General features: G+C 42.2%; 21 protein-coding genes and 1 pseudogene. 9 read left to right on the top strand and 13 right to left on the bottom strand.

What is annotated here, in order from left to right; genetic code table 11:
- Positions 1–20 precede the first annotated feature (20 nt).
- A complete protein-coding gene (locus tag H562_RS14700; RefSeq protein WP_051190402.1) occupies positions 21–899 on the top strand; it encodes a DUF4846 domain-containing protein in 879 nt (292 codons plus the stop codon).
- Positions 900–937: 38 nt separating this feature from the next.
- On the opposite strand, the gene H562_RS0105140 is transcribed toward H562_RS14700, so the two are convergent.
- Positions 938–1,516, bottom strand: coding sequence for a YceI family protein (locus tag H562_RS0105140; RefSeq protein WP_027376524.1), 579 nt, complete (start codon positions 1,514–1,516; stop codon positions 938–940).
- A 140-nt stretch (positions 1,517–1,656) separates the two neighbouring features.
- On the opposite strand from H562_RS0105140, the gene H562_RS0105135 reads away from it, so the two are divergent.
- Positions 1,657–2,820 carry an MFS transporter gene (locus tag H562_RS0105135; protein ID WP_027376523.1) on the top strand — a complete coding sequence of 388 codons (1,164 nt, stop codon included), beginning with the start codon at positions 1,657–1,659 and terminating at the stop codon, positions 2,818–2,820.
- A gap of 29 nt (positions 2,821–2,849) precedes the next feature.
- On the opposite strand, the gene H562_RS0105130 is transcribed toward H562_RS0105135, so the two are convergent.
- The 4 genes and pseudogenes from H562_RS0105130 to H562_RS0105115 all read right to left on the bottom strand — a co-directional run bounded on the left by H562_RS0105130 (position 2,850) and on the right by H562_RS0105115 (position 6,312).
- On the bottom strand, positions 2,850–3,350 hold the full coding sequence (locus H562_RS0105130; RefSeq protein ID WP_027376522.1) for a GreA/GreB family elongation factor: 501 nt from the start codon (positions 3,348–3,350) through the stop codon (positions 2,850–2,852).
- A gap of 268 nt (positions 3,351–3,618) precedes the next feature.
- Positions 3,619–4,173, bottom strand: a pseudogene (locus H562_RS0105125) (DsbA family oxidoreductase); the annotation flags it as partial.
- 154 nt (positions 4,174–4,327) lie between these two features.
- Positions 4,328–5,686 carry an orotidine-5'-phosphate decarboxylase gene (gene pyrF / locus H562_RS0105120; RefSeq protein ID WP_027376520.1) on the bottom strand — a complete coding sequence of 453 codons (1,359 nt, stop codon included), beginning with the start codon at positions 5,684–5,686 and terminating at the stop codon, positions 4,328–4,330.
- Positions 5,687–5,880: 194 nt separating this feature from the next.
- Positions 5,881–6,312 carry an META domain-containing protein gene (locus H562_RS0105115; protein ID WP_027376519.1) on the bottom strand — a complete coding sequence of 144 codons (432 nt, stop codon included), beginning with the start codon at positions 6,310–6,312 and terminating at the stop codon, positions 5,881–5,883.
- A gap of 245 nt (positions 6,313–6,557) precedes the next feature.
- On the opposite strand from H562_RS0105115, the gene H562_RS15350 reads away from it, so the two are divergent.
- The 6 genes from H562_RS15350 (at position 6,558) to H562_RS0105085 (ending at position 12,339) form a co-directional block, all read left to right on the top strand.
- On the top strand, positions 6,558–7,838 hold the full coding sequence (locus H562_RS15350) for a hypothetical protein (protein ID WP_051190401.1): 1,281 nt from the start codon (positions 6,558–6,560) through the stop codon (positions 7,836–7,838).
- A gap of 65 nt (positions 7,839–7,903) precedes the next feature.
- Positions 7,904–8,302, top strand: coding sequence for a hypothetical protein (locus H562_RS0105105; RefSeq protein WP_027376518.1), 399 nt, complete (start codon positions 7,904–7,906; stop codon positions 8,300–8,302).
- Positions 8,303–8,316: 14 nt separating this feature from the next.
- Positions 8,317–9,033, top strand: coding sequence for a curli-like amyloid fiber formation chaperone CsgH (csgH, locus tag H562_RS14690; RefSeq protein WP_051190400.1), 717 nt, complete (start codon positions 8,317–8,319; stop codon positions 9,031–9,033).
- 11 nt (positions 9,034–9,044) lie between these two features.
- Complete coding sequence (locus H562_RS0105095) at positions 9,045–9,458, top strand: curli production assembly/transport component CsgF (RefSeq protein WP_027376517.1); 414 nt, start codon at positions 9,045–9,047, stop codon at positions 9,456–9,458.
- Positions 9,459–9,521: 63 nt separating this feature from the next.
- Positions 9,522–10,841, top strand: coding sequence for a CsgG/HfaB family protein (locus H562_RS0105090; protein ID WP_233701975.1), 1,320 nt, complete (start codon positions 9,522–9,524; stop codon positions 10,839–10,841).
- A 4-nt stretch (positions 10,842–10,845) separates the two neighbouring features.
- A complete protein-coding gene (locus tag H562_RS0105085) occupies positions 10,846–12,339 on the top strand; it encodes a carboxypeptidase-like regulatory domain-containing protein (protein ID WP_027376515.1) in 1,494 nt (497 codons plus the stop codon).
- A 94-nt stretch (positions 12,340–12,433) separates the two neighbouring features.
- Here the strand turns inward: H562_RS0105085 and H562_RS15345 are convergent, their stop codons facing one another.
- The 8 genes from H562_RS15345 to H562_RS0105045 form a co-directional block, all read right to left on the bottom strand.
- Positions 12,434–13,087, bottom strand: a complete 654-nt coding sequence (locus H562_RS15345; RefSeq protein ID WP_051190399.1) for a response regulator transcription factor — start codon at positions 13,085–13,087, stop codon at positions 12,434–12,436.
- A gap of 215 nt (positions 13,088–13,302) precedes the next feature.
- Positions 13,303–13,506, bottom strand: coding sequence for a hypothetical protein (locus H562_RS0105075; RefSeq protein ID WP_027376514.1), 204 nt, complete (start codon positions 13,504–13,506; stop codon positions 13,303–13,305).
- A gap of 209 nt (positions 13,507–13,715) precedes the next feature.
- Positions 13,716–14,693: a 23S rRNA (adenine(1618)-N(6))-methyltransferase RlmF gene (gene rlmF, locus H562_RS0105070; RefSeq protein ID WP_027376513.1), complete on the bottom strand. Its 978-nt coding sequence runs from the start codon at positions 14,691–14,693 to the stop codon at positions 13,716–13,718.
- A 69-nt stretch (positions 14,694–14,762) separates the two neighbouring features.
- Entirely contained in the window at positions 14,763–15,104 is a 342-nt protein-coding gene (locus tag H562_RS0105065; protein WP_027376512.1) for a carboxymuconolactone decarboxylase family protein, read from the bottom strand.
- A 19-nt stretch (positions 15,105–15,123) separates the two neighbouring features.
- Positions 15,124–17,910 (bottom strand): aconitate hydratase AcnA, encoded by a 2,787-nt coding sequence (acnA, locus tag H562_RS0105060; RefSeq protein WP_027376511.1) that lies wholly within the window; start codon positions 17,908–17,910, stop codon positions 15,124–15,126.
- 278 nt (positions 17,911–18,188) lie between these two features.
- A complete protein-coding gene (locus H562_RS0105055) occupies positions 18,189–18,641 on the bottom strand; it encodes a nucleoside deaminase (protein WP_027376510.1) in 453 nt (150 codons plus the stop codon).
- Positions 18,642–18,694: 53 nt separating this feature from the next.
- Positions 18,695–20,131, bottom strand: a complete 1,437-nt coding sequence (locus tag H562_RS0105050; RefSeq protein ID WP_027376509.1) for a pyridoxal phosphate-dependent decarboxylase family protein — start codon at positions 20,129–20,131, stop codon at positions 18,695–18,697.
- A 4-nt stretch (positions 20,132–20,135) separates the two neighbouring features.
- Complete coding sequence (locus H562_RS0105045; protein ID WP_027376508.1) at positions 20,136–20,573, bottom strand: carboxymuconolactone decarboxylase family protein; 438 nt, start codon at positions 20,571–20,573, stop codon at positions 20,136–20,138.
- A gap of 224 nt (positions 20,574–20,797) precedes the next feature.
- Between H562_RS0105045 and H562_RS0105040 the strand changes: the two genes are divergently transcribed.
- Positions 20,798–22,351 (top strand): serine hydrolase, encoded by a 1,554-nt coding sequence (locus tag H562_RS0105040; protein WP_027376507.1) that lies wholly within the window; start codon positions 20,798–20,800, stop codon positions 22,349–22,351.
- Positions 22,352–22,387: the final 36 nt, after the last annotated feature.

Genomic DNA, 22,387 nt, shown 5'->3' with positions numbered 1-22,387 from the left:
TAATTTTGGTTAAATATTTCATGTTGAAGCAATTTCATCCGCTGCTGTTTTTACTTATACTGTTCTGTGGCCACGCTGTGGGTGCGCAGGTTGCCGAAACAACTGCTCCCTTACTTTATGACCAGAGTAAATCAACGATCCGCAAAAGATTTACACCACCAAAAGGTTATGCGTGGGTGAACGAAGTTCCTGGCAGTTTCAGTGAATATCTTGTGAATTTCCCGCTGCACCCGCCGAATTTTCCCATCCGCGATTATCGCGCCGTGCCTATTGAAAAGCAGAGTTTTCACGTAGCTATTTTAAAGATCGATGTCGGTGACCGTGATCTGCAGCAATGCGCCGATGCCTGGATGAGACTTTATGCTGAATATCTATGGTCTCAAAAAAGGTATGATGAGATTGCTTTTGAATTTACCAGTGGTCAGCTTTTCACCTGGAACGATTACAAAAACGGCGTACGTACAAAAGAATACAAAAACCGCGTGCGCTTTTACAAAACCGGAATTGTTGATGATTCCTACAGTAATTTTCGCCGATATCTGGTTGTTATTTTCAGGTATGCAGGAACGATTTCGCTTGACCGCGAATCTGTTTCTGTGTTGAACAATAAGGAAATTAAAACGGGGGATTTCCTTATAAAGCCTGGAAGTCCCGGGCATTCTGTAATTGTAGTAGGAGTGGCCAAAAATGCGGCGGGTAAAAGGCTTTATCTGTTGGCTGAAAGTTTTATGCCTGCGCAGGATATTCATATTTTAAGGAATCCTTCCAACATAAAACTTACACCATGGTACGAAATCGATATAAATTCTCCCCAGACTTATACTGCGAAATACATCTTTAAACCAACTTCGGTAAAACGTTTCCATGCCATCGCCGACAAAGAAAAGGAGAATCCTTAAAATAAGAATTCTCCCTTAAAAATATTAAAACCTGAAATTTATTTTTCGGTAAGCTCGAAATCGCCCTTAATTCTTACCATATCGCTTACTATTGCTTCCGGAAACTTGGCTCCGATCCCGAAATCTGACCTTTTCAAAGTTCCCAAAACCTGGTAAGCGTATGTCACCTTTTTATTCATTTGGTTTACGGTAGAGCCGCGGTACACCAATACCAGAGAAACCGGTTTCGTAACACCGTGCATCGTAAGATTACCTTTCATGGTGTAATAGTTTTTGTGCTTACCTTTCGCTATCGAGGTAGAAACGAAGTCCATTGTCGGGTAAGTCGCTGCATCGAAAAAGTCAGCGCTTTTCAGGTGATTATCGCGTGCTTCTACATGTGTTGAGATCGAATTTATGTCTGAACTGAAAGTAATTTTAGAATTGATGAAACTTTTTTCATCCAGCATCACTGCCATACTGTTGTCGTCAAAATTGCCGGTAATATCGTTAATTCCCAAGTGAATTACAGTAAACTGAATTCTGGAATGGGCTGCGTCACTTACCAGGACTTTTTGTGCAAATGCTGACACTGTGAACAGAGTTACCGCAACAAGGGAGATCATTTTCTTAAACATACTTTTCAATTTATTTTGTTAAAATTATCTTACAAAGATAAGGCGATTATAAGAGGCCGGCCTTGACCTAAGATAAGAAGCGTTTTGAAAGGTCCCTGTTTTTAGCATTGAAAGCTTATTTTTGCAGTATCAGCACTTCTATGAAAAACACACTTTCCAATTCCATTTTATATTTACTCAGTATTTCGGCCGGACTTGTTGTGGCCAACTTATATTATAACCAGCCGCTGCTTCATGATATTGCCGTGAGCCTTCATGTAAGCGATGCGCAGGTGAGCAACGTCGCACTCTCAACCCAGATCGGCTACGCGCTGGGCTTGCTGCTGATCATTCCGCTTGGTGATAAGATCAATAATCTGAAGATCATCCGCATGGATTTTTTAGTATTGGTTTTGTCACTGCTTGGCGCGGCACTTTCGCAGTCACTGGTGTTTCTTGTCATCGCCAGTTTTCTGATTGGCTTTACGTCCACTCTTCCACAGTTGTTTGTACCCATGGTTGCGCATCTCAGCAATGACCAGGGCCGTGGCCGCGCGATAGGAATTGTAATGAGTGGTTTGCTGATCGGCATTTTGGGCAGTCGTGTATTGAGTGGTCTTGTGGGGGAATACTTTGGCTGGCGAAGTGTTTTTTATGGAGCGGCCGGAATTATGACTTTACTTTTCTTTTTATTGAATGCAAAACTGCCGGTGATCCGCCCGAAATTTGGCGAGAGTTATTTCAAGCTGATGAAATCTCTGTGGCATTATTTTAAATCGGAACCTACTCTGCGGCTGGCAACTTTGCGCGGAGCGCTTGCTTTCGGGAGTTTAAGCGCATTTTGGACTACACTTGTTTTCCTGATGGATGATTCTTTCGGATACGGAAGTGCTGTGGCCGGTGGCTTTGGTCTGTTTGGTATTGCAGGCGCGCTTGGTGCCACTGTAGTAGGTAAACTAAATAACCGCGTACAGAAGAGCACACTTATTCTTGCAGGAACCTTATTAATCTTACTTTCCTGGTTCATATTTCTGTTTTCAGCCCATTCGCTTGTCGGCCTGGTGATTGGTGTGATTCTGATCGATCTCGGCGTTCAGGGTGTGCACATCACCAATCAGAATATCGTATTTTCCAGAAACACCGAAGCCAGAAACCGTGTAAACACAATTTATATGGTCGGCTTTTTTATTGGAGGCGCAGTCGGTACCACTTTGGGTTCACTTGCCTGGAACTCTTTTGGCTGGACCGGTGTTTCAGTGTTGGGGATTCTGTTATCCGGTGGTATTCTTGTGCTTCAAATTTTTACGCGGAAAAGAATTGTTTGATTTTCAGGAGTGAAAATCCGTGACTTTTTTTAGTATTTAATATCCACAATCTCGAACACGGTTTTTCTGGAACCTAAGTCGAGCACAGCTTTTTCACCTTTTTTCTTATGAAGAAGTGCTTTGGCCAGAGGCGTCACAAATGAAATTTTACCCTTCGAGATATTGGCTTCATCTACACCTACAAGCTGAAAAGTTTGCTGCATTTTATTTTCTGTATTTATAAAAGTCACCTTGGCGCCAAAATGAATCTCGTCCTGTGGGAGTTTTTGGCTGTCGACAATTTTTGCAGAAGCAATACGCTCATTGAGCAGCTGGAGTTTTGCGTTAAGATGATTAAAGGCGATTCTGTATTCTTTTTCCTGGGACGAATCCAGGTTTTCCTGGTCGCGAAGAAGGTCTTCGCGCTCGTTGAGCAAAGAATCCATGCCATTCTGGGTTACAAGATTTTCGGAACCAGCAGGCAGATCGGCACGTGGCGGCACGAGCGGTACTTCTTCCTGATCATCTTCTTTTACAAATCCGCGGCTCATAATATTTTTATTTAATGCTTATCAGTGCAATTTCCAGTCCGAATAATTTTCATTAATAAGAAAAAAACTTCCGAAAAAATCCGGAAGTGTAATGTACTTTTAATTGAGTTACTTTAAGTTAATCACAATTACCATCCACATCGCAACTGTCACCGCTGTGAATAATTTTTAGGCCTTTGTCTCCTGCAGAAAATTCCTGCCAGGATTTTTCCAGCACTTCTGAAAACACTGTAGAAGGTTGCGCACCGGAAACGCCATATTTGTCATTAACGACAAAAAACGGAACACCGCTGATGCCCATCTGCCTTGCCAACATCATATCCTGCGACACGGCAAATTTAAATTCATCACTTTCAAACGCAGCTTTGATCTCGCCTTCGTTTAAGGAAAGTGACCGGCCGATTTCGATTAATGTCGCTTCATCATCAATGTTTTTACCCTCAATCAGCTGGGCTTTAAATAAAGCTTCTTCAGCCTCATTTGCCAAACCTCTGGTAGCGGCCAACTGGAGTAAAAGATGTGCGCGATAGGAATTGGCGATCTTCTGGTGTTCGAAATTAAATTCAATTCCTGCTTCCGTGCCCGCGTGCGAAACGTGTGCGTGCATTTCTTTGGCCTGTTCCGGTGAAACTCTTTTTGCTTCAGCGAAATATTCTAAAGAATTTTTTTCGGGTTGGGTGACGAGATTGGGATCAAGCTGAAAACTGTGCCAGGTCACATCAATTTTATCTCTCTCGGGAAACTGTTCGAGCGCTTTTTCGAAATTTTTCTTTCCAACGTAACAGAAGGGGCAGCGTATGTCGCTCCATATATCAACTTTCATATCGTAATCATTTTAATATCATAAGTTTACGAATCTTAAATGGAATTGCTCTTGAGGTAATATAAGAAGTCACGAAGTGTGATGCAGCGAAATTCAATGTCCAACAGTGGGCGGATTCAAGAGGTTGAGCATATTTTTAATGTTAATAAATGCCTCACAGACTTTGTTCATAAGCCTGCCAGCCAGCAATTTTATAACTTAATGCTGCCTGTTCTGCATCGTCGGCTTTATATATGCCGCGGCCTACTATAATAAAATCTGTTTCCAGTTGCGAAAATGCGTGTTCCGGCGTATTGTACTGTTGACCTTTGCCATCGGCAGAATCAGCTAAATTGATTCCAGGTGTAAATAGCAGGAGTTCGTTTGGGATTTTATTCTGGCAGACCCCACCAAAAACATTGGGATGTGATAATGCGATTTTGGTGGCTTCATCCCGATAATCCTCGTTTGTTAAAGTGCCTTTAGAAGACATTCCCAGAATCGCCACTACACCTACATTTCTAAAGCAATCCAAAGAATCATAACCCGCAATTACCTGGGCTGTGACCAGATCTGCCCACTGCGAGATCTTAAAAATTCCGTACGCAAACTGCATTTCTTGGGTATTGCCGATATCTGCAAATTTTCGGTCCTCCATAAGCAGGAAATTGTACTTGGTTGCCAGGTCTTTTAGTGGTAAAATGGTTTCATCGGCATCAAAATCTAGCAGAATATCAATATGTGTTTTCAGGGCCACAATATGAGGGCCGACCTTTTCTGCAAGCGCTAAAAGTTCTGCGGTAGATGTTACATCAGCAGAAACGATAAGATTTGATTTTTTCTCAATGGCAGTTTCCAGAATTTTCTGTGCGACAGAATGGTCACAGATCTTCAGTTTCTGTTCGTAAGAAATCCTTTTTTCTTCGTTAAATTTTACAGTGTTACCGGCAAGAAAATCATTTATTCTCCCGACTTCATCGTCTGTCAGATGCTCTTCTTCACGAAGCATTTTACATACTTCGGAAATAGTGAAAAGTGTATGCACGCGGAAGCCTTTCTTCTCCAAAATTTCTTTTCCTCCCTGCTGGCGGTCGAGAACTACGACCACATCTGAAACCGTAATTCCTTCGTTTTCTATTTCCGGAATCGTTTCCAAAAGTGAAGCGCCGGAGGTGATTACATCTTCTACAAGCAGGCAGTTTTGGCCTTTTTTGTATATGCCTTCAATGACTTTTTTGGTACCGTAAGTTTTGGCTTCTTTCCTTTTGATGATCAGCGGAATGTAACTTTCAAGTGACATTGCGGTAGCCATTGGCATTGCCGCGTATGGAACTCCGCAGATCAGATCAAAATTATCCAGCGGAAGCATATCGAGAAGATAATTAGCCAGATGTTTTAAAATTTTAGGATCCGAAGAGAGTGGCCGTAAATCGACGTAAAAAGGACTTTCAATGCCACTTTTAAGGGTAAACCTACCGAATTTGATAATGCCGAGTTTGTAGCACTCCAGAAAAAATTCTTTCTTACTTTCCATTTACTTTCAGTTTCTTACAAAGTTAATATATTATTGCGTAAACCTTTGTCGCACGCGAAATTTTAGCACTTAAAAAATTCTGTAGTTCCTTTTTTAATAAAATCCCTGCGAAATAGATTCCATTTTATTGCAGGCACAAAAATAAAAGCAGAAAATGATCTGCTTTTATTAATGGAGGAATTATAAGTATAATGCTATTTGTTTTCTTTTTTATGAAAGCGCATCGCCGGAATATCATTTATTAGGAGAGTGAGTTTCCCGTCGGTTTCCAAACGGAAATTTGTGATCTGCTGCATTGTTTTTAAAAAAACAACTTCACCGTCGCCGCAGTATCTCATTGTTGTAATCCCTGGCTGAGCGAAGGAAATTGAGGTTCCGTTGAGTGTGTATGTAGTTGAATAGCCGTTACAGCCTGTGGTTCCGGTTACTGTACCCGTATTTTTATTGAAACTGATTGCGGGTTTTTCATCCGGAAACAATCCCTCGAATGTAATTCTGGGTCCTGTGATGTATTCAAGTTCCCAGGTGTCATGGTAGAGCTTTTGGTTTTTATCCATTTGGTTTGCAGTACATGAAACCATAAAAAGTGAAACCACGGCGAAAAAAATTAAAGTGAGTCTTTTCATAATAAATTAAGATTGTTAAAGTTTCGCGTCAGAACTATACTTGGGCGAGTTCCGACAACATTGCAATTTGCGTGCTAGGTTTTTTCAAAAATTTAAATGGTCTTTTTTAATGAGAAAAATGTAGAGGGTGTTTTACTCACTATCTAATGGTATTTAGGGATATTTAAAAGATGATTGATAAGAGGGATAAATCTCGAATGTTACTGCGCTACATTTGTCAGTATTAATCTAATAAAATATTAATTATGAAAAAATTACAAGCGAGTGCTATTGCACTTTTAGCAGTAGGATTTACCTACGCACAGGGTAATCAGGATGTAACAGGTCAGAATGGAAATTCCAATCAAGCCTACGTTAACCAGACAGGTCTTGGCAGCAGCAACACTCTGCAGCAAACCGGTAACAGCAACATGGCAACCATAGACCAGATGGGTGGTTTAAACATGAATACCGCATATTCCGGTGGAAATCAGAATGGGATTGATGTAGATCAGGTAGGTTGGGGCAACAGTAATATCACCACACAAATTGGAGATCAAAACCAGGCAAAAACAGATCAGAATGGTGGCGCAAACCAAGCTGTTCAAAGTCAGGCCGGTGACCTTAACAAAGTAAATGTTGCCCAGTTAGGTAATCTTAACAATGCAAATCAGTACCAGCAGGGTGACCGCAATGAAGCAAATTCTGGACAAAACGGAAACTTGAACAACTCTGCTCAGGGACAGGTTGGCAACAGAAACATAGCTAATGCATGGCAGTTAGGCGATCGAAACACAGCTTCTCAATCACAATTAGGAAACCGCAACGAGGCGTTGGCAAGTCAGCAGGGCAATGACAACCAGGCTTATCAATATCAGGAAAAAAACAATAATGAGGCCACTCATGGGCAAATGGGTAACAATAACCTTGCATCATCCAGCCAAGTTGGAAACTACAATGATACAACCGGCTATCAGCTAGGTGATGGGAACACTATTGGGCAGAATCAAAAAGGTAATTTCAATACTGCAACAGCCAATCAGGCAGGTGATAACAACCAGGCATATCAAACTCAAGACGGTCAACTAAATGAAGCTACACATGGTCAGGCTGGAGATAATAACCTTGCAAACTCTTACCAGAAAGGTTCGTTCAACGAAACAGCTGGGTGGCAACAAGGTAATGCAAACACCATAGGCCAAAGCCAGATTGGAACTTCTAATGATGCTTCAGCAAGCCAACTTGGCGATAATAACATAGCATATCAAACACAGGATGGTAGCCTTAATGATGCAACACATGGTCAATCCGGTAACAGTAACCAGGCATATTCGTTGCAAAACGGTACTTGGAACGAGACTATAGGATGGCAACAGGGTGATGGTAACATGATCAGCCAGAGCCAAAATGGTTTTGACAACTATGCGACTGACTATCAGATGGGTGACGGTAACAGTTCTTATGTATCACAGAGTGGTCAGTTTCACAGCCATCAGGGAGCGCAAACCGGTAATGGTAACATGATCGTTACTAATCAATCTAACTAAGTTTGATTGTACACAGCTAATTCAAGCAGGGAGGAGAGCTCCTCCCTGTTTTTTATTTAAATGTCATGAAAAAATTCATATTTACCACAGTAAGTACTGTAATTTTTCATTTTGTGAGTGCACAGGCAATAACGGCTGCAAATGTTAACAGCAATAATGTTTTGGATTATTTTGAGCAGAATAAGATGCAATTGGAGGCAAAGAGTTCAGACATCCTTGTTCAGATGGGAAACGGAAACATTATTGAAACCGCGGACAGAAGCGCCAAGATTCTCAGTCTTGCACAGATAGGAAATTACAATACAACTTATTTCATTAACCCTAACAATCATACAACAAATGCAGAAGTAAATATTAAGGGCTCCGGAAACTATATTGATATCACCGGAAGCAACAGTATTTCCAATGGCATAAAAATAAACATCAATGCCAATGACATGACCATCTTTATGAGAAATTATTAAATTCCCCCTTGAAAATGAAAACTCTCATCGCAATTCTGGTCGTTTTTTTTCTCTCCCAAAAAAGCTTTGCGCAAAATAGTGAAGACGTGCAGGGAAAAATTATCACCGAAAACCATGGAGATCTCCTTCAGTTAAAAGCTGTTGCCATCAACAGTTCTGATCTGTACCGAGATCTAAATTACATTCTGATTTCTTTAAAAAAAGGAAAAAGTGGCACTTCCACGAATAAACAAAGCGGCAAATTCTCGCTGAGGCCGAATGACACGCAGGCTCTGTCTGAAGTTCGGATCAATCTGCAGAAAAATGACGGTCTAAAAGTCTTTTTATTTTTAAAGGACGAAAAAACGGATCATCTTGTTTCTAAAGACAGTTTAGAGATCAACGCGGCGCAGTTTTCTGCCGAAATAAATTACATTCCCGAAAAGCAAATTGAACTGTCGGGTCTTACGGTAGACGATACGAAAACCCGCATTGGCCAAATGTTTTACGAATCTTTCTTTAAGAAATACAATCAAATCCCGAAGAAGTACACCGGAACAATCACAGTTGCTGAAATGCCCACAATTGGCAGGTCCAGCCGGATCACGGTCAGTATAGATGATCAGATCATTTATGCGTTCATGTCAAAGCCGGACGAAGATGCTGCCGAACAGGAAGCAGAACGTGCTCTGGCGTATCTCGCGCAATACGAGCAACGAAATGCACTTCGGGATAAAGAATTCAAATATTAATTTACCGACTAATGAAAAATTTATTTTTCTTTTTAAGCCTTTTGGGAGTATCATTTCTGAAAGCTCAGCAATTCGTATATAAACCTATTAATCCGGCCTTTGGCGGCGATACCTTCAATTATCAATGGCTGTTAAGTTCAGCCAGCAGTCAGAACCAATTCGACAACGTGGATAAAACCAGTTTCAATATGAAGGATCTTAACTCGCTTAGCAGTTTTACAGACAGCTTGAACCGCCAGGTATTAAGTGAATTATCGCGCAAATTATTTGGCGACCAGTTTGGTGAGGGCGATCTGAAACCAGGCACCTATGTCTTCGGATCTATGTACCTGACGGTTTCGCAAACAGGACAGGGTCTCCTGATTTCAATTCTAAATACGAGTACTGGTGAGCAAAGTGAAATCGTGATTCCGGGAGGTGGTTAAAAATTTTAAAAAATGAACACATCCACCTTATTTAAATCAATTTCTGCCACCCTAATATTTTTAATGCTACAAAATTGCACCCTGTTTAATCTTCCCACCGGAAACGAAAAATCAACTTTGGGAGAAAATACGAACTATACATCCGAAATAAAAAAATTACCTGCACCGAAAGAAAAAATCATTGTTGGAGTTTATAAATTTCGGGACCAGACCGGGCAATATAAAGCAGCCGAAAACGGCGCAAGCTGGAGCACAGCTATACCGCAGGGCACGACCACCATTCTGCTGAAAGCACTGGAAGACAGCAAATGGTTTACCGCAATTGAGCGGGAAAATATCGGAAATCTGCTGAACGAGAGACAGATTATTCGAAGCACCCGAAAAGAGTATACAGGCAATGATGCGGCAGACACTTCCATGCCACCACTTCTTTTTGCAGGTATGCTGCTGGAAGGGGGCGTAGTTTCCTACGACACCAATGTGATGACAGGCGGGATCGGTGCGCGTTATTTTGGTCTTGGCGCCGGCGCGCAATACCGGCAGGACCGCATTACCGTATATCTCCGGGCGGTATCTACCTCCACAGGTGAGATTTTGAAAACGGTTTACACTTCGAAAACAATCCTCAGCACCAGTATTAATGGTAATTTCTTCCGTTTTATCGATACGGAGAGGCTTCTGGAGTCAGATGTTGGCATTACGCAAAACGAGCCAGTACATTTAGCCGTTACGGAAGCGATTGAAAAAGCAGTCTACTCCCTCATTGTGGAAGGTGTAAAGGATAACATTTGGTCAGCCAAACAAAAAAATCCAGGCGATTTTGATGCCATCATTTCCAACTATCTTTCAGAAGAACGGGTAAATGATACGCGTCTCATCGGGAATAAATTTCCTGATCAGGAGCGCGGAAAGCTTTCAGCGTTTGCGCAGGCCGAAGCCTTTACAGTGAAAAGCGATTACATAAATCCAAAAACCAATATTGGCGGGAAATTAGGAGTAAAATATTTTCTGACAGACTATTTAAATATCGAACTCAATGTAAACGCTATTACTACAGAGAACGAAGGTATCACGAAAAAAAAGCTTTTTGGGCCGGAAGTTAATCTGGAATTTCTGCTGTTGCCAAAATTTAAACTTACTCCCTTTGTTTACGGTGGAGCAGGATTTTACATTCACCCCACTGCGGATCTGTACAAGGCACAACTTGGCGGCGGACTGGAGTATATGGCGGATAAATCCCTTGGCATACGTGCCTCTGCCCAATATGATTTCGGATTTACTGACAACTGGGATAATTTTGTAAACGGCAAAAGAAATGACATGGGCATTCGGTTCGGCCTTGGACTGAACTACTATTTTGGCTTTAAAAAAAATCAAAAATAAGATCATGAAAAATATACTTATCATATTCTCCGTTTTTTTTACCACCTTACTGCTTGTCTCATGTAACGAGGATTTGGTAGATAAGGTTGAATCGGGAACACTAAAAGGAGTCGTAATTAAAAAAGGAACTAACCAACCCCTAAAAAATGTAAAAATAACCACGAATCCTACAACGGAAACTGTCTTTACGAAAGATGACGGAAGTTTCATTATCGAAAATATTCCCCTTGGCGACTATTCTGTGCGCGCAGAAATATCGGGCTACGTAACGGGCATTCAGGGTGTAAATATAAAAAGTACGTCACAGACAGTCAGTGTCGTTTTTGAAATGGCAGATGACGACTCTTTAAATTCGCCTCCATCGGTACCCACCTTATTAAGTCCTGTAGACAATGCAACAGAGCAACCTGTATCTGTCGATCTTAAGTGGGACTGCACCGATGCGGATACGACCGATATTTTGAAATATCGCCTTTCAGTTAAAAATGACTATGATGCCAATGTCATTGAAATTAAAGACCTTACCGATAAGCATTACTTTCTGGAGAACCTGAAATATGGTGTCAACTATTACTGGCAGGTCTCAGTTTCAGACGGAATTAATCCGGAAGTAAACAGTTCTGTATTCCGGTTTAAAACTACTGCAATTCCACAAAACCGCTTTCATTATGTCCGCAAAGTCAACGGTAATTACACCATATTTTCCAGCGATGAAGCGAATATTAATTTTCAGTTCTCGTTGGCGGGCACAAATAGCTGGCGGCCGCGCTTGAACCAAAATGCAAAATTGGTCGCGTTTCTGCGTACAGTTGGCGGTAATACACAGCTTTTTACTGCTAAAAGAGATGGTTCTTCAGAGTTTCAGGTAACCTCCATCCCTGTGGCGGGCTTTAATAACGCGCACCTTAACTTTTCGTGGAATACAAATGGAAGCGAATTTATTTATCCTAGTTTTTCGAAACTTTATAAAATTAACAAGGATGGTACGGGTCTGCAGTTGCTTTATACCACGCCCGACGGTAGTTTTATTTCAGAATGTGACTGGAGTTATGATGGAAGTAAGATTGCACTGAAGACAAATGATCCCAGTGGTTACAGTTCTAAGATCATAATAATAGATATGTTGGGAAATTTAGTCCAGACAATTTTAGATAATGTATCAGGTGCAGTTTCCGGGTTAAATTTTTCAGTTGACGGTAATTCGCTTTTGTATGCTTATGATATTTCCGGTCATCAGGACGAAAACTACAGAAGGCTGAACTCTCACATTTTTCTTTACAGCATCGCCACTGCAACTACGCTGGACATTTCGGCGCTTAGCAGTAAACCTGATGGAACAAACGATCTTGATCCCCGCTTCTCGCCAAATGATGCTTCGGTTATCTTAACGAATACTTCAAACGATGGGATCTCACAGAAAAATATAATAAGCATAATGCTTCAAGATAATGAAAGAACAGACTTATTCCCCGATGCAGAAATGCCTGACTGGGAGTGAAGTTTTCAAGGGGAGTTGGGGAATTTATTCCTCAACTTTTTTTATAAAAAAAAGCAGATCGGTCGATCTGCTTTTTTGTTATAGTTACTTTTTCTTAATGTTCGACCAAATTATTTTCGAGCGCGTATTTTACCAGGAGATTTATGGTGTTAATATTTAATTTCAGCATAATATTTCTTCGGTGAGATTCTACCGTGTGCGTGCTGATAAAAAGTTTTTCTGCTATTTCACGCGACCGTAAACCTTCGCAGATGAGGTAGAGTACTTCTCTTTCTCGGCCCGTTAATTCCACATTTGTACTGTGGCTTTTCATTTTGTCGGCATGACAAATAAAGTTGAAAAGATTATTTTTTGCGGCTTCACTGATATAAATATTACCCGCCCGCACAGCACGCAGTGCCTCCAGAAATTCGTTTTTCGATGTGTTAAGCCACAGATAACATTTGGCACCTTTGTCAAATACCCTTTTTATTATCCGCGCGTCCGGAAGGTCCGAGTGAATCATGATCTTTAAGGACTTATTAATCCTTAGAAGCTTCTCAATATATGCACATATTTCACCCGTATTGAAACCGCTGATATTGAGAAAGAGTACAGTATCTTTCTCAAAAATATTATTTTCCACGTTTTCCAGATGGGAAAAGGCCTGAAAGGTTGAGGTGTTTTGGAATTCACTTTGCTCAAGTAGGCTCACTAAACTGTCCAGGTAAAGACGCTGCTTACCATAAAGAATAATTTTATTCGTCATTTCATTTGTGTTTAAGGCGAAATTACGAAATCGTTTCAGAATAAACAACTATTTTCTGTTTTTTTAAGGTTATTATTAATAGTTATTGATTTTATGTTGGTAATAACGTAATGAATGCAAAGTGTATTTGTACTATTATCGTTTTATTGACATAAGGAAATACCCGCTGCACTAAATGGCAGAAGATTACGTAAACAGCAAACTTTTACGGGGTGTTAACGCTGTATAACAGAGGAATTCTGCTTGCGTGCGCGGAAGATAACAACGAGTTCACTAATTAATAATCCGCTGAAAACACCGATCAGAAAAATAGAAAGAAATTCAATGGGTCGTATCTCATCATTGTGTGTCAACCTGCTGAAATTCCCGACAGACAGCATAAGAAAAATAAGAATAATGATCAGTTTGCGATTTTTCATTTGTGTTTATTTTAAGAGTGAGGAAATTGTTTTTACCAAGCAAGATTTTAATTCTACTGAAGCAGTTTAGCATAAATCAGAAGTGAAATTAATTTTAGGGCGAAACCGGTAAAGTAAAACACTTATTGTGATTTTTTCTAGCTCTCCAAAGTATGCGGTTCCTAATAAAATATCTTTTTAAAAAATTTTTTTCAAATTTTAGGATTTTTTTAACGGGCACGCGCCGTTCCGCGCCAACGGCTTTGCCGCCATTCGTTCTGTTCTTCCTTTGCAAGATACGACCATGCGACGATCCGACTGGATTTATTTCCTGTTCCCATGGCAATGGTTTTTATCTCTGTAATCTCCTGGTGTTCCAGCGCTTTATAAATACCTTTTAAAGTCGACTGTTTCGAAACCAGCGTTGAGAACCAGAAGCAATTTTTCGCAAAGTGTGCACTTTCATTAATCATTTTAATGATGAAAGCACTCTCGCCACCTTCATAAACCAGCTCGGCACTTACACCCGAAAAATTGAGGACCGGCTTTTGTACCTTTTTACGACTGAGGTTACGCACTTTTCGGCGACTGCCTTTTTCCGCTTCTTCAGCCGTGGAGTGAAATGGTGGATTGCAAAAGGTAAGATCAATTGTTTCCTGATCCCCAATTATATTTTCGAAGATAAGTTCGCCGTTTTTCTGCAGTCTCAAATCAATTTTTCCTGAAAGGCTGTCGTTTAAAGTTATAATTTGGGAAGCGGAATTGATGGATTCAGCATCCACATCGGAACCAATGAAATTCCAGCCATATTCTGCAACACCAATCAGGGGATATATACAGCTTGCACCCACACCAATGTCCAGAGCGGTGATTCTGTTTCCCATTGGTAAAACTCCGAAATTACTTTGTGTGAGCAGGTCTGCCATATAATGAAGGTAATCTGCACGACCGGGAATTGGCGGACATAAGTTGCTGTCAGGAAAATCCCAGTTTTTAATACCGTAATAATAATTTAATAAGGCTTTATTCAAAAGCTTTACGGCGCGCGGCTCAGCAAAATCCACAGAATCACTACCGTATTTGTTCGTTTTAATGTAGGTCTGGAGCTGCGGTTCTACAGTTTTTAAAGCTTCCAGGTCGTAATTTTCGCGGTTTTTATTTCTTGGATGGAGCCTGGTTTTTTCAGGGCTGTTTTTTTCTGTTGGCATACATTGCTGCTGTTTCTTTTGAGCGTAATAATCTGTAAAGATACTTCTTCAAAATCTGTCCTAAAAAAATCAGTGTGTTTTCGTGAGTTCCATTTCATCCATTGCGATAGTGGCGTGGGCGTAGGCGGCTCCGGCGCGCATTTCGGCGGCGACCCAGATCGCTTCCATAACTTGTTCTTTACTTGCGCCTTTTCTCAGAGCCTGTTTAGAATGGGAGCGGATGCAGTACGGACATTGCGTAACGTGCGCAACGGCTACCGCGATCAGTTGTTTTGTTTTTTCATCCAGCGCACCCGCTTCGAAAACTGTTTTACTGAAATTTCGCCAGGCTTCAATGTTTTTTGGTGCTAATGCTGCTTTTTTATCCGCCAGATCTTTGGTGGTTTCTGGGTATAAATCATGTCTTTCCATTTGTCCTGATTTTTAAATTTTATTTTTCTAAAAACTGTCGTAAGACATATTGTAAAATTCCGCCGTTTCGGTAATATTCAATTTCGATCAGCGAGTCTAACCGGGCAATAACCGAAAACGTTATTTCTGTTCCGTTTTCGCCCTGAGCTCTGACCTGTATTTCCTTTAACGGTTTTATGTCCTGTGCAATTCCGGTAAAAGTGAAGGTTTCTTTACCCGTCAGACCGAGGCTTTGTGCTGTTTCACCCGATTTATATTGGAGCGGCAAAACGCCGAGCCCGACCAAATTGCTGCGGTGGATTCGCTCGTAACTTTCTGCCAAAACCGCTTTGATGCCGAGAAGAAAAGTTCCTTTTGCCGCCCAGTCGCGCGACGAACCACTGCCATATTCTTTACCAGCAAGCACAAGCAGCGGCGTTTTCATTTCTTTATAAAGAACTGCTGCATCATAAACCGATAATTCCTGTCCTGTCGGCAGGTAAGAGGTGAAACCACCTTCTTTTTCAGCCAGTTTATTTTTGATCCGGACATTTGCAAATGTGCCACGGACCATTACCTCGTCATTTCCACGGCGCGAACCGTAGGAGTTAAAATGATCTTTGTGCACACCTTTACTCAGTAAATATTGCCCTGCCGCCGAGTTCTCACTGAATGCACCTGCCGGTGAAATATGGTCTGTCGTTACGCTGTCACCCAAAACGAGTAAAGCGCGCGCATTCTGAATGTCTTTCAAAGGTTCGGTTTCGCGGGAAATATCGTGGAAAAATGGTATTTCTTTGATATATGTAGAACTTTCATCCCAGTCATAAAGCTTGCCCGTAGGAACTACGAGGTTTCGCCAGATCTCATTGCCATCAAAGATTTCATCGTAATTTTTTGCAAAGTCGGTGGGTGAGAGCACGCGGTTGAGTATTTCATTGATTTCATCATCAGTTGGCCAGATGTCTTTTAGGTAAACAGGTTCCTGGTTGGAATCGTAGCTTAAAGGTTCCGTTGTAAGATCGATATCTACACGCCCTGCAAGTGCATAAGCTACAACCAGCATCGGCGACATGAGGAAGTTCATTTTAACCTGCGGATGGATGCGGGCTTCGAAATTGCGGTTACCGGAAAGTACCGAAGTAACAATCAGATTATTATCTTCCACCGCTTTTGAAATCTTCGGCGAAAGCGGCCCGGAGTTTCCGATACAGGAGGTACAGCCGTAACCTACGAGGTGAAACTGAAGTGCCTCCAGATCTTTCATCAGATCTGCTTTTTCCAGATAATCTGTAACGACCTTGGAGCCGGGTGCAAGTGAGGTTTTTACCCATGGTTTCACATCGATGCCGTGTTCACGGGCTTTGCGCGCAACAAGTCCGGCACCTATCATTACAAAAGGATTGGATGTATTTGTACAGGAAGTGATGGCAGCAATTGCTACAGCACCATCTGAAAGCATGAACTTCTCTTCGCCCCGCGTGATCCATACGGTTTTTAAACCGTCTTTTTCTTTGGTTTCAATTTCAGAATTGAGTTCTTTCGCTTCAGATTCGGGAACCGGCAGATCGCCACCTTCATTATCGAAACGCGTGATCGATTTTTCGATTTCCCGGTCTTCCTGAGATATATACGTTCTGTTGAAAGACGTATGTAAAAGATCGATAAAAGTGTCTTTAAAATCCTTTAAAAGTATCCTATCCTGCGGTCTCTTTGGACCGGCAACAGTAGGTTGAATGGTTGAGATATCGAGTTCCAGAACATCGGTATAAGTGATTTCATCTTCCTTTTCGCGCCAGAGCATGTTGGCTTTGCAGTAATTTTCGACCAGGGAAATTTGCGATTCCGACCGGTTACTTTTCCGCATATACTCAAGCGTCTTATCATCGATAGGAAAGTAGGTAATAGTGCAGCCAAACTCGGGAGACATATTACCGATGGTCGCACGGTCCGGCACAGAAAGGTTCGCCAGACCGGGTCCGAAAACTTCTACAAATTTTCCGACCACGCCAAATTTCCGAAGCAGGTTTGCAATGGTCAATACAAGATCTGTCGCTGTAGATCCCAGCGGAAGTTTTCCTGTAAGTTTCAAGCCAATAACTTCCGGCATAATAAAATACAGTGGCTGACCGAGAATAGCGGCCTCTGCTTCAATACCACCAACGCCCCACGCGACTACGCCAATCCCGTTAACCATCGGTGTGTGACTGTCGGTACCCACAAGCGTATCGGGAAAAACCTCGCCATTTCTTTCGATAACACCTTTGGATAAATATTCCAGATTGATTTGGTGGCAGATTCCCATTCCCGGCGGAACTACGCTGAAATTGTCAAACGAATTCTGCGCCCATTTCAGAAACTGATACCGCTCTTGATTCCGCTTGTATTCTTCTTCCATATTACGGTCATAGGAATAATCGGTGCCGAAATAATCGACCTGTACTGAGTGGTCGATTACCAAGTCTACAGGAACCAGCGGATTGATTCGGTTGGGATCTTTACCTTTTCGTGCAACTTCTGCCCGAAGTGCTGCAATATCCACTACCGCTGGAACACCGGTGAAATCCTGCATCAGCACGCGCGCCGGCTTAAAGGGAATATCTTTGTCGGAAACCTGTGGGCGCCAGTTTAAGATGGTATCGATATTTTCTTTTGTAATTGCAAATCCATCGTAGTTCCGCAGTGCGTTTTCTAGCAGGATACGAATAGAAAAGGGAAGTTTGGAAATTTCATAACCCTGATGTTCAAGTGCAGGCAGACTGTAATATGTGAAATTGCCCTCGGCCGTCTGCAGATTTTTTTTAACATTAAAAATATCGGTATCCATAGTATATGTTTTTAAGAATTTGGAGGATTGAATTTTTCTGAAATAAGCCTGCTGTCTCATGACGGCGGGCCCTAACTGGTAGTATTCTGCAACAAGCAGTCTGAGGTTTTCTCCCGTTACACCCTCAAAGTTAGTAAATTAAAAAAAGCAAAACCGTTTCGGGTGCATTTTTCTCTGCACCACAGCAATAAGTTCTGTTGCACGTGGCCATCTGCATGATTATTAAGTTTGGAAATCAAAGAAGATATTTGCGTTCAAGTGATAAGTAATTGCCTCGATTACTTCTTCAGCGCAGCGCATTCTTCCTGCAATATTCCACGGATAATTGATGGCGGCTTAACCCAGGATGATATGGTCTCGTCTAAAAGCAAAGGATATGCGGAACTGTACCCGCCAACTTCACCGGAATCTGCGCCTACGACGACCAACTGAATTTTGTGGTGGCGAATAACGTATGAGCACATAATGCAGGGTTCATGGGTGGTAACCAAAATGCAATCTGAAAGATCGGTTTTGTCGAGATATTTTACCGCGTTTCGTACAGCTTCAATCTCCGCATGGCAGGTAATGTCCTTGTGTGTTTTTCCGCCTTCAATTCCTTCAGCAATCAACACATTATCCTGTACGATTACAGAGGCCACCGGACTGTCGCCGCGTGCTTTAGCGATTCGGGCAAGCTCCAGACATTTTTTCATCCAGCCTTGAAATTCTGACTTTTCTGTTCCAGTCATTTCCCGTATATACTTTTAATAATTTAATCTGTCAAAAAACGTCAGGAAGTGATTCAATTTGTTGCCCTTACTTTTGCGAGACATTTAATGATCATTTCCACCGCTTCGTCGATAGTTTCTTTTTTTGTCCGGAAAGCTAAAATTGCGATCCGGATCACGAAACGGTCATTAATTATGGATGAGCTTAAGAACACGGAACCGTCCGCGTGGATCTCTTCCATTAATCTGCGGTTTTTGGCATCACTGTGGGATTCGAAAGGATACCAGAAATAACTTACCGAAAGATCAGGCTCCGGACCTAAACAAAAACCCAGTGCGCTCAGTTTTTTCCTGAAATAGGCTAAGAGTAACAGTTTCTCTTCCAGGCAGGCCGCAAACGGCGCTGTCCCATGAAGCTGCAAGGGCAGCCAAACGCGCAAACCGCGGAAATGTTTTGTGAGTTCGGGTGACACGTTCGCCGGGCTTTTCAACATTTCCTCATTGGCACCATCCTGCATGTAATTTGCCGTATAATAATGGGAGTGCAGCGCCGCGGCACCGTCCTTTATCACTACCGCCCCCACGCCGTACGGTATAAACAGTCCTTTGTGCGGATCTGTAATCATAGAATCTGCCCTTTCAATTCCCCGGAATTTTTCTTTTTTAGAAGTCATGATGAAAAACCCGCCATATGCGGCATCCACATGAAACCACATTTTGTGATTTTCCGCAGTCTCAGCAATTTCATCGAGCGGGTCGATGGCGCCGGTGTCGGTTGTGCCTGCAGTCGCCACCACCATAAACGGATTGAGTCCGGCCGCAAGATCCGCGCTGATCAGTTTTTGCAGAGATTGCGGCAGCATGCGGTGGTTGGCGTCCAGGTCAACATATCGTATAATAATGTCTTCCAGGCCAATGATCCGCAGCGCTTTTTGGGTTGAATGATGAACCTGCTCACTCAGATAGATTACGCTTTTTCTGATAAGTTCGTTTTTGATCTTATGCCTGTCGCGTGCGGCCGTGAAAGCGATAAGTGTGGAGATCGAGCCGCCTGAAGATAAACAGCCAGTGGAATTTTCTGGAAAGGAGAAAAGTTTCCGCAGCCAGTTGACAACCTCGTTCTCAATCGTGGCCGCGCCGGGTGAGGCGTAATATACACTCGCGAAAGGATTGGTGACCGCAGCAATGAAATCCGCCAGCGCCGCGCTAAAAACACCGCCACCGGGAATATATCCCAAATGTTTGCCCGATGCCGCATTGATGCCGTTTTCTGCAACCTGCTTCCGGTAAAGATCCAGTAAATCTTCAATCGGTTTTTTCTGCGTCGTGATTTCCAGCCCGGTTACCGGCTTTGAACTGAAAGCCGGACTCCTGCTTAAATTATTAATGAAATCATTGGAATAGTTTGAGACACTTTCCAGCAGAGTCAGTCTATCCTTTTCAGACATGTCCAGCTCCTGACTTGTGCGGTTAAGTTCCTCCAGGCGCGAAATTATTTCTTCTGTCTTCATTGATCTAATCAAGGGGCATTCTCGTGGTAATAGCAATTCTGTTCCAACCGTTAATGGCAACAACAGCCATTATAACTGCGGCAAGTTCTGCTTCGGTTAGGTGGTGGGCAGCGTTTTGGTAGACCTCGTCGGGTACGTGACCTGTCGTTATTAAAGTCATGGCTTCGGTGAGTGCTAAAACTGCTTTTTCTTTTTCGGTGTAAAGATCGGTTTCCCGCCAGGCATTTAGCAGAAACAATCGCTGCTCAGTTTCGCCGAGCTTTACAGCATCGCGGGTATGCATATTGATGCAGTAGGCGCAGCCATTGATCTGCGAGGCGCGTGTTTTAATGAGTTCGTAAAGGTTTTTGTCGAGTCCGCTTTGGGCAAGATATTTTTCAAGGCCAATCATTGCTTCGTAAGCTCTTGGATCGGTTTTCAAAAGATTTATGCGTTGATTCATATAGACCAAAAAGTATTTGTATTAAAGTCTTGTCGTACGAAATTACGAAAATGTTCATCAGCGTAGGATAATTCCTCGTAAACAAATTCGCTAATAATGAATCATTCGGATGACCGGTTTTGTTTGATGGGATAAATTTTCATTTCATTTGCAATGCTGTCCCGGCAAAAGCTTTCAGACTTACTCTTCGAAAAAATTTCTACCTTTGAAAAAACAGTTTTTTTATGAAATCAAAATTTTCCCTGTTATTTATCTTGATCGCCGCAGCGCAGGTTTTTGGCCAGATCGAAACGGCAAAGCTCGATGAACTTATTCAAAAAACAATTAAAACTTTCGATGTGCCGGGCATGTCTGTCGGCATCATTAAAGACGGTCAGCTTATTTATGCCAAAGGTTTCGGGGTGCGTTCGCTGAACAGTAAACAGGCGATGGATGAAAATACGTTAGTGGGAATCGCTTCAAACTCCAAAGGTTTTACTGCCACGGCGCTTGCCATGTTGGCGGATGAAGGCAAGCTCAGTTTTGATGACAAGGTAACAGACTATCTCCCCGAATTTCAAATGTACGACCCTTATGTCTCCAGAGAAGTTACGATAAAAGATTTATTGACACATCGCGCAGGTCTTGGCCTCGGACAAGGCGATCTTATGTTTTTTCCTGAAGGCGGACCGTTGAGTGTTAATGATATCATCCACAACGTAAGATATTTGAAACCGGAAAATCCATTCCGCACTACGCTCGACTATAACAATATTATGTTTATTGTAGCAGGTGAAATAATTCACCGCGTGTCCGGTTTAACCTGGGCCGAATTTATCGAACAACGGATTCTGCAACCTGTGGGAATGACATCCAGTTTCGGCAGTTACAGCCGTGCAAAAGCCGCAAATGCAGCGAATATTATCGAGGCGCACGCACCTGTTAACGGTAAAGCGATTCAGGTTCCCCATGACTGGAACGAAACTGCAAATGCAGCGGGCGGAATCCTGAGCAATATTAAGGATATGACTACCTGGGCTGATTTTCTGATGAACGGCTTTACGACAAAAGAAGGTAAAAAACTCGTCAGCGATAAGCAGATCCAACAATTATGGAATCTGCAGATCGCTACACCTGTTGCCTTGAAAAATCCTTACGATTCCAATTTTGGAGGTTATGGTCTTGGGTGGTTTTTAACCGATGTAAAAGGGCACAAGCAAGTTTACCACACGGGCGGACTCATCGGAACGGTGACGCAGTTCACGCTGATCCCGGACATGAAACTCGGTATTGTAGTGCTCACAAATCAGCAGAGCGGTGCCGCATTCAGTGCGGTTACAAATACGGTAAAAGATTCATATCTGGGTATTCCCGACCGCAACTGGCTCAAAATCTACGGAGACCGAATGGCGAAAGTAAACGAAGGTTATGACAAAGCGAAAAAAGAAATTTTTGCCCAGTCCGAAACTTTCCGGAAAAATAAAGAAGCACAACCTAGAGCAGAACAGTTTGTAGGAACATATCGAGATGCCTGGTTTGGTAATGTGGTAATATCACAGGACGGAAAAGATTACAGGATTTCATGTAAAAATTCACCGCGCTTACAGGGCGACTTATTGCCGTATTCAAACAACACTTTCATCGCAAAGTGGGACGACAGAAGTTATGATGCGGATGCCTTTGTAATCTTTAATTATGATGAAAACGGAAAGGCAGAGTCTGCGAAAATGAAACCCATCTCAGATGTCACCGATTTCAGCTTTGATTTTGAAGATCTGGATTTGCAGCGCGTAAAGTAACGCTTTATGCTTAGTCCATTTTTAAAAAATCTCAAA

The organism is Kaistella palustris DSM 21579 (assembly GCF_000422265.1).
Classification (GTDB): domain Bacteria; phylum Bacteroidota; class Bacteroidia; order Flavobacteriales; family Weeksellaceae; genus Kaistella; species Kaistella palustris.
The sequence above is the reverse complement of the archived record's forward strand: the minus strand, read 5'-3'. Positions and strand labels throughout refer to the sequence as shown.